This is a genomic window from uncultured Sphingomonas sp., assembly GCF_902806265.1.
GTDB lineage: Bacteria > Pseudomonadota > Alphaproteobacteria > Sphingomonadales > Sphingomonadaceae > Sphingomicrobium.
On the sequence record NZ_CADCVZ010000059.1, the window covers coordinates 42,820 to 54,564 of the forward strand.

Annotated in this window: 11 protein-coding genes; 1 reads left to right on the plus strand and 10 read right to left on the minus strand. The window is 66.3% G+C overall.

Annotated elements, in window-relative coordinates:
• Positions 1–22: 22 nt before the first annotated feature.
• On the plus strand, positions 23–766 hold the full coding sequence (locus QZX62_RS10910; RefSeq protein WP_294174398.1) for an SDR family oxidoreductase: 744 nt from the start codon (positions 23–25) through the stop codon (positions 764–766).
• Here QZX62_RS10910 and folP read toward each other — a convergent pair.
• The 10 genes from folP to rfbD form a co-directional block, all read right to left on the minus strand.
• Positions 763–1,851, minus strand: coding sequence for a dihydropteroate synthase (gene folP, locus QZX62_RS10915; RefSeq protein WP_294174399.1), 1,089 nt, complete (start codon positions 1,849–1,851; stop codon positions 763–765). The two genes, QZX62_RS10910 and folP, sit on opposite strands and share 4 nt — an antisense overlap.
• A complete protein-coding gene (locus tag QZX62_RS10920) occupies positions 1,848–2,981 on the minus strand; it encodes a site-specific DNA-methyltransferase (protein WP_294174400.1) in 1,134 nt (377 codons plus the stop codon). Before QZX62_RS10920 ends, folP begins: the two co-directional genes overlap by 4 nt.
• A 197-nt stretch (positions 2,982–3,178) precedes the next feature.
• Complete coding sequence (locus tag QZX62_RS10925) at positions 3,179–3,808, minus strand: ribonuclease HII (RefSeq protein WP_294174402.1); 630 nt, start codon at positions 3,806–3,808, stop codon at positions 3,179–3,181.
• A 5-nt stretch (positions 3,809–3,813) separates the two neighbouring features.
• On the minus strand, positions 3,814–5,067 hold the full coding sequence (gene thiD, locus QZX62_RS10930) for a bifunctional hydroxymethylpyrimidine kinase/phosphomethylpyrimidine kinase (RefSeq protein ID WP_294174403.1): 1,254 nt from the start codon (positions 5,065–5,067) through the stop codon (positions 3,814–3,816).
• Positions 5,068–5,190: 123 nt separating this feature from the next.
• On the minus strand, positions 5,191–6,525 hold the full coding sequence (glmM, locus tag QZX62_RS10935; RefSeq protein WP_294174404.1) for a phosphoglucosamine mutase: 1,335 nt from the start codon (positions 6,523–6,525) through the stop codon (positions 5,191–5,193).
• A gap of 71 nt (positions 6,526–6,596) precedes the next feature.
• On the minus strand, positions 6,597–7,838 hold the full coding sequence (locus QZX62_RS10940; protein WP_294174406.1) for a glycosyltransferase: 1,242 nt from the start codon (positions 7,836–7,838) through the stop codon (positions 6,597–6,599).
• Positions 7,838–8,728, minus strand: coding sequence for a hypothetical protein (locus QZX62_RS10945; RefSeq protein WP_294174408.1), 891 nt, complete (start codon positions 8,726–8,728; stop codon positions 7,838–7,840). Before QZX62_RS10945 ends, QZX62_RS10940 begins: the two co-directional genes overlap by 1 nt.
• Positions 8,729–8,758: 30 nt before the next feature.
• Positions 8,759–9,685, minus strand: a complete 927-nt coding sequence (locus QZX62_RS10950; RefSeq protein ID WP_294174410.1) for an NAD-dependent epimerase/dehydratase family protein — start codon at positions 9,683–9,685, stop codon at positions 8,759–8,761.
• 52 nt (positions 9,686–9,737) lie between these two features.
• Positions 9,738–10,862 (minus strand): glycosyltransferase family 4 protein, encoded by a 1,125-nt coding sequence (locus QZX62_RS10955; RefSeq protein ID WP_294174411.1) that lies wholly within the window; start codon positions 10,860–10,862, stop codon positions 9,738–9,740.
• The gene (rfbD, locus tag QZX62_RS10960; RefSeq protein ID WP_294174413.1) at positions 10,859–11,743 is read right to left on the minus strand and encodes a dTDP-4-dehydrorhamnose reductase; all 885 of its coding nucleotides are present in this window, start codon (positions 11,741–11,743) and stop codon (positions 10,859–10,861) included. Before rfbD ends, QZX62_RS10955 begins: the two co-directional genes overlap by 4 nt.
• Positions 11,744–11,745 lie beyond the last annotated feature (2 nt).

Genomic DNA, 11,745 nt, shown 5'->3' on the forward strand with positions numbered 1-11,745 from the left:
TTCCCGATTTTGAGGGCATTCAATGCAGCAAGGCTTTAGCGACTCCATCCTGATTACGGGCGCGGCGTCGGGCATCGGCTTGGCCACCGCTTATCACCTGGCGGAGCTTGGCGCGGCTCGGCTGATCCTGGTCGACCGCCACCCAGCTTCGCTTGCGGAAACGGATTCCGGTCGTCCGTCCTCCGTGCTGACTGGAGATGTTGGTGACCCGGACTTCTGGGCGGGCGTCGACCTCGCCGGCGTCCGAGGTGCGGTGATCAACGCGGGGATTGCAGGGGTCGGCAGGCTCACCGACCTGTCGTTTGATGATTGGCGAAGGGTGATAGCGACCAATCTCGACGGCGCGTTCCTCAGCCTGCAGGCGGCGCTCCGGGGCATGCGCGAAGGCGGCTCGATCGTTTGCGTCGCTTCCGCAGCAAGCTTCAAGGCAGAAGAGGGCATCGGCGCCTATGCCGCATCCAAGGCCGGCCTGCTGCAACTCGCGCGCGTCGCCGCCAAGGAGAGCGCTGCCCGCGGCATCCGGGTTAACGTCATCGCTCCCGGCGGGGTGGAAACGCCCATGTGGGAAAGTCCTCAATTCGATGCGCGAGTGGCGGAGGTCGGCCGCGACGCGGCGTTCAATGAAATCGCCGCGCACGCCACACCGCTGGGGCGTTTCAACAAGCCCGAGGAGATCGCCCGGCAGATCGCCTTTCTGCTTTCGAACGAAACATGCGGTAACGTGACCGGTTCGGTGTTCGTTAGCGACGGGGGCTACCTGCTCTAAGCCAGCCGCGGCGTCAGGGCCTGGTCGCGCAGCCCCCGCCAGACCTTGAGTGCCTGCACCGTTTCGTAGACGTCGTGCACCCGGATGAGCTGGGCGCCCTGCTCCATTGCCTTGATCGCCAGCGCGATGCTGCCGCCGAGCCGCTGGTCCGCCAGCGCTTCGTTATGGAGTGCGCCGATAGTGCGTTTGCGGCTGGCTCCAACTAAGAGGGGGCAGCCGAGCCCATGGAGAAGGGCCAGCCCGTTGAGCAACTCAAGATTATGCGCGACCGTCTTGCCGAATCCAATACCGGGATCGATCAGGATTTTGTTGCGCGGGATGCCGGCAGCTTGGACCTCCGCGAGGCGTTGTTCGAGCCAGAGATAGACCTCCACCAGCGCGCCTCGCCGGTAGCTCGGGTTCTGCTGCATGGTATCGGGCTGCCCCTGATGATGCATCAGCACGACTGGAAGACCCGAGCGCGCGACCACTTCAGCCGAGCGATGGTCCCAGGTCAGCGCCGACACGTCGTTGATCAGCCGCGCTCCGGCGGCGGCGGCGCGCTCCATGACCACCGCCTTGCGGGTGTCGACCGAGACCGCCACCCCGCCTCTCGCCAGCGCGCCTATCACCGGCTCGACGCGATCGATCTCGTCGCCTTCCCACACCGGCTTGGCGCCCGGCCGGGTGCTCTCGCCACCCACATCGACGATCGCCGCGCCGTTCTCCGCCGCGTCGAACCCCGCTGCGACCGCCTGCTCCGCCGAGGCGAACCGCCCACCGTCGGAGAAGCTGTCCGGGGTGGCATTGAGGATCGCCATCACTTGCGGCTGGTCGAGCCGAACCGTGCGGTCGCCCAGCAGCAACGGAGCGCGGGGTATCGTCAGCCGCTCCCATTGCTCCTCGGCATCAGCCGGCAGGTTGCCGATCGTTTCGTTGACCCGCTCGACGCTAACCAGCTCCGTCCCCACGCGATCGGCGGTGACCGTCAGCACCTCGACCATGCTGAACCAAGTGAGACCCCCCGCCAACCGCTCGACCTTGCCGTCGTGACCAAACGGCGAGTCGACGAACCCGGTTGGCCGAAGCAGGGTGCGCGTGCTCACTCCAGCCCTGCCAGATGCTCCTGGCGTAGCACGTCCAGCGGCACCAGGCGCTTGTTCCGCTCCACGTGCCAGAAGGTCCAGCCGTTGCAGCTTGGCGCACTCTGCAGGCCCGCCCCGACCTTGTGGATCGAGCCTTGGTGCGGGCCGCATCTGAGCGAACCGTCGGCGCGTACCGCCGCGCGCCACCTGCGCTTGGCGTCAAACAGCGTCGTCCCTGGAGAGACCAATCCGCTTTCCACCAGCAGCCCGAAGGCCACTCGCGGCTGGCGGCGCTTGTCGGGCACAACCTGCATGGCGCTTTCGTCGAGCGGCAGGGTAGCGGCGATACGCTCTTGAGCGACCGACACATAATCCGGTTCGCGCTCGATCCCGATCCATCGGCGGCCGAGCCGCCGCGCCACCGCCCCAGTGGTGCCGGTTCCAAAGAATGGATCGAGCACCAGGTCGCCCGGCTCCGTGCAGGCGAGGAGGATGCGGTAGAGCAGCGCCTCGGGCTTCTGCGTGGGGTGCGCCTTATGCCCAGTCACGTTCTTCAGCCGTTCGGCGCCCGAGCAGATCGGCAGCACCCAGTCCGAGCGCATCTGCAGGTCATCGTTCAGCGCCTTCATCGCCTGGTAGTTGAAGCTGTACTTGGCCCGCTCGTCCTTGGCGCACCAGATCAGTGTTTCGTGCGCATTGGTGAACCGGGTGCCGCGAAAGTTCGGCATAGGGTTGGCCTTGCGCCAGACGATGTCATTGAGGATCCAGTATGCGGCGTCCTGCAGCAGCGATCCGACTCGGTAGATGTTGTGGTAGCTGCCGATCACCCACAGAGTGCCATCGTCCTTGAGCACCCGGCGCGCCTGGTGGAGCCAGGCGCGGGTGAATGCGTCATAGGCGGCCAGGCTGTCGAACTTGTCCCAATCGTTGTCGACCGCATCGACCCGGCCGCCTTCCGGCCGGAACAAGTCGCCCCCGAGCTGCAGATTGTAGGGAGGGTCGGCGAAGATCATGTCGACCGACTTGGGCGGCAGCTTGGCCATCTCGGCGATGCAGTCGCCCTGAATGATCCGGCCGTCAGCAATTAGAGACGAAGCGTCCTTCGCCGGCGCACGGACGCGCGCCGGCCGGAGTGGCGTCATGAGGTTCATGGATGGTGTCCCCTGTTGCCACCCATGCTGAATCCGGCCGGGCTGGAGGTCAACAGAAGAAGAGTTAACGGGAACAAAGCCGTTGCATGAACGGAACGAGTCCGAACGCATCCGAGCACAAGATGTTGAGTCCGAGTTCGTGCATGAGACTCGATCCGTGGTGGTGTGGCGCGGAGGACTCGCCTTTCGCCTTTCGCCTATTCCGCGGCGAATAGCATCGGCTGGGCAGCCGCCGCGAGCGCTTCCCGCACCAAGCCGAAGCTACGGCGATGCAGCGGCGTCGGCCCGAGTTCACGCAAGGCTCGGCGGTGATCTGGGGTCGGGTAACCGCGGTTGCTGTCCCAGCCATAACCGGGATGTTCCTCGGCGTACTGTGCCATGATCCGGTCGCGGGTGACCTTGGCCACGATGGACGCGGCGGCAATCGACCGGCACTTGGCGTCGCCTGCAATGATCGGCACACTCGGCCGCTCCCACTTGGGACAGCGATTCCCGTCGACCAGCACCATCGCCGGCTCGAAGCCGAGCGCTTCCACCGCGCGAATCATCGCGAGCATGCGAGCCCAATAGATATTGAGGGTGTCGATCTCCTCGACCGTGCAGATGCCGACGCCGAAGCGCGCCTGCTGCTGCAGCTTGGCGAAGATCGCCTCGCGCATTGCAAGGTCCAGCTTCTTGCTGTCGTCGATCCCGCGCGGGAACTTGTTGCGGTCGAGCACCACGGCAGCGGCGACCACCGGACCGGCGAGCGGCGCGCAGCCGGCCTCGTCGACGCCGGCCAGCGGCAGCGGATGATTGCGCTCAAGCTTGAAACAGGGCCGTCCCACGCCCCCTAGGGTAAGGCGGCGCGCAGCACCTCGGAAGAGGGTTCGAGCGCTTGCGCGCTCGGCTCGTCGCTTTCCGCCGGAAGCGCATCCGCCAGCCGCCATGGCGGGAAGCGCCGCGCCTCCCCGGCCTTGTAGAGGAACACGATGTTGCCTGATGGATCGCGCAGCCGCGCTTCGCGCCACATCCAGGGCTGGTTGCGCGGCCCGTGCTCGAACGGCAGTCCGGCCTTGGCCAGCTGCTCGACCCGCGCGTCCAGGTCGTTGCATTCAAGGTAGATGGCGGCCGTCGGCGCGATCTCCGCTTCGGGGTCGATCTGCACGGACAGGGTCACCCCGCCCCACGTCTCGAACCGCGCGTAGCCGTTATCGGGGCTGTCGACGATTTGTCGGAGACCGAGCCGCCGGTAGAACTGGACCGACTTGCCGTAATCCTTGCCGGTGATCGTGACCTGATTGAGCCGCGGACCCCCGCCGACGTCCAACCGCACTCGGTGATGCCCTAGCGGTCCATGTTGCTGCCCCAGCCCCGGCGCTTCGTGCAGCCCCATGCGGACGAACTCCCGCGCAGTCGCGACCGCGTCGGCCAGGCTCTTGCCCTCGGCCAGCCCCACCGCAATCGCGCTCGCCAGGGTGCAGCCGGTGCCGTGGGTATGCGGCGTGTGGATGCGCTGGCCCTGCCAGCTGGTCATATTATCTTCTTCGATCAGGGCGTCGGCGAGCGCGTCGCCCTCGTCGTGCCCGCCCTTGATCATCACCGCGCACCGGTGCGCGCCGACAAGGCTCAGCGCTGCATCAACCGGATCGTCCTTGCCGGTCAGCCGCTGCAGTTCGGGCAGATTGGGCGTGGCGATGGTGGCGACGTCCATCAAGCGGCTGAAGGCAGCAATCGTCGCCTCGTCGGCCAGGTCGGCCCCGCTGGTCGCGACCATCACCGGATCGAAGACAATCGGCACTCCGTCCAGCTGCTCCAGCCGGTCCGCGACAACATGCGCGGTGAACGCACTGCCGATCATCCCGATCTTGACGACGTCCGTGCCGATGTCGTCGAGCACCGCGTCCATCTGCGCCAGCACGATCTCGGCCGGAACCGGGTGCACCGCGGTCACACCCAAAGTGTTCTGCGCGGTGATCGCGGTAATGGCTGTGGTGGGGTGGCCGCCGAGCATGGTGACCGTGCGGATGTCCGCCTGGATGCCAGCGCCGCCGCCGCTATCAGAGCCAGCGACGATCAGGATGCGGGGGGTGGATAGTGCGGTCATTCGAGCCTTTCACCCCTCGTTCCCCCGCATAGGCGGGAGGCCATCTCCGTTGTCGACGCCCTTGTACCGGCGGAGTTACAACGCCGCGCCGTCCCGCAATGGCGGTAAAAGCCCAAAACTTCCTTAAGCCCGCGCGACCGCCTCGCAGATGCGCTCAACCACGGCCTGGACCTGCGCCTCGTCGTCGCCTTCCGCCATCACCCGGATCAACGGTTCGGTGCCGGACTTGCGGATCACCAGCCTCCCCTTGCCGTTCAACTCCGCTTCCGCGTCGGCGATGCAGCTTTTCACGCCGTCCTTCTCAAGCGGAGCGCCGCCGGCGAAACGGACATTCTTGAGCAATTGCGGTACCGGCTCGAACTGGCGTAGCAGTTCGCTGGCCGGCCGGCGCTGGTCGACCAGTGCCGCGAGAATCTGCAGCCCTGCGACCAACCCGTCTCCGGTGGTCGCATGATCGGTCAGGATGATATGGCCCGACTGCTCCCCGCCGACATTGCAGCCCTTCTCCCGCATGGCTTCAAGCACGTAGCGGTCGCCGACCTTGGTCCGCTCGAGCCGCAGGCCCTCGCTCCGCAGCTTCCGCTCAAGCCCGAGGTTGGACATGACGGTGGCGACCACACCGCCGCCGCGGAGCAGTCCCTGGCGGGCCTGGTCCAAGGCGATCAGCGCCATCAGCTGGTCGCCGTCCACCACCTTGCCGGTTTCGTCCACCACGATCAGCCGGTCAGCATCACCGTCCAGCGCCAGGCCGAGGTCGGCGCCCTCGGCGACAACCCGTTCCTGCAGCAGTTGAGGGTGGGTCGACCCGCAACCATCGTTGATGTTGGTCCCGTTGGGCGAGGTGCCCAGCGCAACAACTTCGGCGCCAAGCTCCCATAGCGCGTCGGGCGCGACATGGTAGGCGGCCCCGTTGGCGCAATCGACCACGATCTTGAGCCCGTCGAGGCTGAGCCGCTCGGGAAAGGTCGACTTGGCGAAGTGGACGTAGCGGCCGCGCGCGTCCTCGATCCGCTTGGCCCGGCCGATCAGCTCGGGGCTGGCCAGCGCCGGCTCGGCGTCAATTCGCGCTTCGATCGCCAGCTCGTCTTCGTCACTGAGCTTGTATCCATCGGGTCCGAACAGCTTGATTCCATTGTCCGCGAACGGGTTGTGGCTGGCGGAGATCATCACGCCGAGGTCGGCCCGCATGGAGCGGGTCAGCATGGCCACGGCCGGCGTCGGCATCGGGCCGAGCAGCACAACGTCCATGCCCACGCTGCAGAAGCCCGCGACCAGCGCCGACTCCATCATGTAGCCGGACAACCGCGTGTCTTTGCCGATCACCACCCGATGCCGGTGCTGGCCGCGAAGATAATGCGCCCCGGCTGCCTGTCCGACCTTGAGTGCCGTCTCGGCCGTCATCGGCGCGCTGTTGGTCAGCCCGCGAATGCCATCCGTCCCGAAGAATCTGCGTCCCATGTGGCCGGCTTTAGCGCGGTCGGCTGAGGCGAGCTAGCGTTCGCCTCCGTTACGACTTCCACTGGAGAGCATCACCTGCGGCCGGTCGCCAGCTGATCGATCAAGTCGGCCCATTCGCCAGCCTTCTCCTCGCGGCCGAAATCCTGCACCCTGGCCTGCGCGCCCATGGTTAGCCGTTCCCGCGCTGCCGGCTCGGCGAGCAAGCGGAGAATGGTCTGCGCCCATACCGAACGGGCCTGCACGTAGCTCCCGGGATCGTTCAGCACCGGCAGCAGGACACCACGGTTGGTCCACTCCGCTGCCGTGATCGCTTCAGCCGGCATCGGCGTGTCGGGGCTCAGGATCTCACGCGGGCCGGTGAAGCAATCGGTGCACAGGACGGGCGTTCCACAGGCCATCGCCTCACACAATGCCAAGGGGAAACCTTCCCAGCTCGACGTCATCAGGAAGAGGTCTGAGCGGCTGACCAAGTTAAACGGATTGCTGCGGACACCAAGGAAGTAGACGTCGGCGTCAGGCGTGGGAGCGCGCCCGTTCCAGCCCGAACAGACCCTCAGGCCCAGGGTCACGGCACGCTCGATCAGCGTCGCTCGGAGCTCGCCGTCGCCCAGGATGAGCAGCTTGGCGGGTCGCTGCGCCAGCACCTCCGCGAAGATATCCAGCAACGCCGCCTGGTTCTTCGGGGGAGCTAGCCGCCCAACGGTCACAAGCACCGGCGCACTACCAAACAGTCCGTCCTCCGCTCGGCTCAGCGGCTCGCGGCTGCGCTCGGCGATGCCTGGGAGGTCGAAGCTGTTGTGGATGGTGCTGATGCGTTCCGCCCGCACGCCGAGGGAGATCAGCTCGGACCTGATGCCGTGGCTAACGGTGACGATCCGGTCGGCCCGGTTGTAGATGAGGGGCAGCACCACCTGGGCGCGCAGCCAGCCCGACAGCCCACGGATCTCGCCATTGTTGAGGGTAGACCCGTGAACGCACAGCACGACCTTCTCGCCGCGGCGGCTGAGCACGTCGACCCAGTGCGCGCCCTCCAGATGGCTGATGCTGACATCGATGCGCAACTTCCGCTTGAGGGCGCGGGTCCGGCGAATGCGTCGCCGGAGGTTCGCGAGCTTGTTGAGCACGCTCCCGCCGCCGCTCACGTTTAGGCTGTACGGTGTGGCAATGCCGTCGAAATCGACGCCGTCCGCAACGTTGAACACCGCTTCATGCACCTCGAACCGCGTCGCGAGCATGGCCGAGAGTTCGCGCACGACCTTGGCGGCGCCGCCCATCGCCAGCTCGGTCACCAGCATGAGCACGCGCGTGGCCACTACAATCTCCTACCCTGCCCCGTGACCCCGCGCAGACCGTCGGCCAGCCCCCGCCACAGCAGTCGCAAGCGCCGGCGCTTCTCGGATCGGAACAGCAGTGTGAACAGCAACTCGCGTGCCAGCCGCGTGGCGAAGAAGCGCCAGGGAGCGAAGCCTCCGCCCGTCCGGCGAATGATCAGCAGGAGGTTGCGGGTGACGTAGTACGCGTACCAGGCTGGCTTGCGGGTAATAAAAAGCTGCCGCCCCAATAGCCTTACGCGGGCATACTCATAATTGTCATGGTAGTCGGCATCAGGGCTGTACAACTGCTTCCACCCGTGCCGCTGCAAGAGCCAGCCGAATGCCAGGTCTTCCCACCCCATCCACAGGTCGGTCCATGGCAACAGCCCCTGCCGGATCGGCCAAAGGCCATAAAGCGCGCCGTTGGAGCTGTCCCAGGCGACCTCCTGCGGCGGCCGATCACTTCCATCGAAGCGAGGCGTGGCGAACACATGACGGTGCGGTCGCAGGACGCAGTTCCCGCGGTCCACCATGATCCGGCGAGGAAACACTGCACCGACCTGCTCCGCCTGTTCGCCTCGTCGCACCAGCGTCTCGACCATCGCCCGGTCAAACGTGCCATCGTGGTTAAGGGCGAAGCACCACCGGGCTTTGGGCACCTCACTCGCGAGTTGCAGGCGGCGAGCGAGGTTGCCGGCCGACCCGAGGTTCACCGCCGCGTTCTCGTAACGGACCGGCCATCCGCGGTCGGCGATCGCCCGTGCCAATTCGCCGTTCCCAAGCGAGTCCACCACGACCACCGCGGCAGGTTGAACGCCCCCCTCCGCGAAGATGCGCTCGAGCAATGCCAGGACCGCCGCGTCCGACCGGAAAGCGGAAACGGCGACCACCGTGCTTCCAAGCGCTCCCGCCTCCATCGGTCAGCCCCGCGGACGGAAGAAATCGACAGTGTTCGCAAGTCCCTGCTCGACGCTCACCCGGGGCATGAAGCCGATCTCGGCCGTCGCACGGCTGCAATCCGCAGAGATGCTGCGGATGTCGTTGGGCCATTCGGGCTGCTGGCTGATCTGGAAAGGACGCCCTGCGATGCTCTCCAGCGTGCCGATGAGCTCCCGGATGCTGGTCTCGCGTCCGGTTCCTATGTTGTACACGGACGAAGGACTGGCATCTAAGACGGCAAAGAACGCGTCCACCACATCCTCGACGTAAATGAAGTCGCGGCTCTGCGCGCCATCGCCGTAGAGATCGATTGGCAGGCCATTGGCGGCGGCATGCGAGAACTTGCAGGTGACGTTGGCGTACGGATGATCGGTCGCCTGCCGCGGGCCATAGACGTTGAACAGGCGGAGCGAGCAATGAGTGAAGCCGTGCAAGCGCCCGTACATGGCCAGCAGCTGCTCGCCCATCAGCTTGGTGGCCGCATAGACGCTCATCGGCTGAGGCAGCGTTTGCTCGGCCAGACGCGGCGCTGCGGCGGAGCCATAAACGGTTGAGCTGGAGGCGAATAGGACTCTCGGAACGGACGCTTCGGCCGCATAGTCGATGACCCGCAGCAATCCCTGCAGATTGGCTTGGAGGTAGTCGTCTGGTGAGCGGAGGCTGTCAAAGCCGCTGATCAGCGCCGCCAGGTGGATGATGCCGTCGCAGGGACCGATCGCCTGAGCACTGAGGCCACTCCGGACATCGGCCTGCACCAGCTTCGCCGCCGAAGCCGGCCCGGCAAGGTTGGCTTGCTTGCCCGACGAGAAATCTTCCAGGATGACGAGGTCATGCCCTTCCTGCACCAGACGGTCGCAAAGGTGGGAGCCGATGAAGCCGGCGCCTCCGGTTACCAGATAACGAGACAAGGCCCTGCTTTCCGTCTGCCCCGCGGCGGTCCAGCATAAAGCCGTGCCCAGTTCAAGCCGCGTGGCCGCGCAGCAGCGGGAGCACCGCCCGGATGAACTGCTCCGGCCCGAAGCGCTCGCGTGTCGATTGTGCGGCTGCCGCACCCATCCGCTCGGCCAGGCCCGGCTGTTCGAGCAATCTTATGGTCGCCGCTGCTACTCCCGCGATGTCGCACAACTCGATCAGGTGACCGGTCTCGCCATCCACTATGATCTCCTCGGGGCCGCCCGAGCGATAGGAGATTACGGGCACCCCCAGCTGCTGCGCCTCAAGGCACGTCAGCGAGAATGACTCGGATCGGGATAGATTGAGGGCCACCCGCGCAGTCGACAGAGCCGCCGGAACGTTGTCTGAGAACGGATGAAACAGCACGCGCTCGCCCAGGCCAAGTTCGTGGGCTCGACGCTGGAGACCGGCGCGGTACATGCGGTTCTTGGCCAGGCCCATATCGCCGCCATGGAAGATCAGCCGAGCCGTCGGGAAACGCGCCGCAACCTCCTGAAAGGCCTCGATCGCGTCGTTCTGACCCTTGCCGGGGATGTAATTGCCCAAAAGAACGATGTCGTCCCGACGCCCGCCCGGGTCTGAGCCGGGACCAAGCTCCGGGTCGACGCAGTCGTAAACGCATGCGGCCTTCATATCGGCAGGCAGTCGCTGCAGGATGAAACGCGACACCGCGACTACCTCGTCCGAAGCCTGGCGTCCGGCCGCCAGCCACAGCCTAGCGATCGGCCGGGGAAAGCGCGAGGGATCGAAGCGGACCCAGGTGATCAAGCGCCCGCGCCAGCCGAGGCGGCGAACGACCCAGCCCTGCAGCTGGAAGAAGTCGTTGATCACCAACACTTGCGCCTGGTGCTTGCGCACAAGCCTCAGCAATCCAGCACCACTGGCCAGCAAGGCCGGGCCGTACGCCGCTATCGCGCCCGGCGATTTGCGCAGCTGCACCAACGGGAGCCGCTCGACTTCGGCGAAGGGCCGCAACTCGCTAGCATCGATCTGCGCCATGGAGGGCAGGACCAGCACGAACCGCAGCCACGGCGCGAGCAGCCTGGCCATGCGCTGGGCGCAGCGCAGACCTCCGGTGACGGCTACCGAGGAGTCGACGATCACGACCGTCGGCCGCTGGTCGCTGCTCACGCCGCGGCTTCACCAGCCAACTGCCGGACGACCGATCCGACCGAAGCGCGCCAATCCGGCATCCTGAAGCCGGTCTCAGCAGCGAACTTGCTGCTGTCCAGCGCGGAATAGCGCGGCCGCTCGGCCCGGGTAGGCCAATCCTCCGATCGGATCGGCCTCACCTCCGCCGCGGGCAGGCCGAACTGGCGGCACTCCGCCATGACCGCCTCGGCCAGTCCGCACCAGCTGGTTACCCCGGAACTGGCTACATGGTAGGTCGCCCCGCCTGCCGGCTCCGCACCACCGCGCCACGCATCAACCAGCGTCAGCACCGCATCGGCCAGGTCAAGAGCGGAGGTCGGGCTGCCGTGCTGGTCGTCGACAACCGTCAACACCGGTCGAGCTTGCGCCGCAGCGATCATCGATTTGACGAAGTTTCGCCCAAACGGGCTGTAGAGCCAGGCCGTGCGCAAGATCGCATGCCGCGGGTTGGCCGCGCGCACGAGTTCCTCGCCCGCGAGCTTGCTGCGCCCATAGATGCCCAGCGGCTGCACCGGATCGTCCTCGCGGTAAGGCCTGTCATTGCGGCCGCCGCCAAAGACATAGTCGGTGGAGATCTGAACTATCACCGCATCGACCTCCGCCGCGGCGCCTGCCGCTTCGCCTGCCGCCTCGGCGTTGAGGCGGTGCGCAAGTCCCGGCTGATTTTCCGCGTCATCCACCGCCGTGTAAGCCGCGGCGTTGATCACGACGCCCGGCCGTTCGCTAAGGATCGCCGCGGCGACGCTACCGGGCTGGGTGAGGTCGACTGCAGGACGCGCGGCAAACCGGACTTCAAGGTCGTCCCTGCCGCCGGCTCGATGCGCTAGACTCAGCGCAAGCTGGCCCGCGCTGCCGGTCACCA

What these genes read in the sequence shown, in the direction of transcription:
- thiD (WP_294174403.1), bottom strand. Translation starts at nt 5,067, where the DNA reads ATGACCGCACTATCCACCCCCCGCATCCTGATCGTCGCTGGCTCTGAT.
- QZX62_RS10920 (WP_294174400.1), bottom strand. Translation starts at nt 2,981, where the DNA reads ATGAACCTCATGACGCCACTCCGGCCGGCGCGCGTCCGTGCGCCGGCG.
- glmM (WP_294174404.1), bottom strand. Translation starts at nt 6,525, where the DNA reads ATGGGACGCAGATTCTTCGGGACGGATGGCATTCGCGGGCTGACCAAC.
- QZX62_RS10910 (WP_294174398.1), top strand. Translation starts at nt 23, where the DNA reads ATGCAGCAAGGCTTTAGCGACTCCATCCTGATTACGGGCGCGGCGTCG.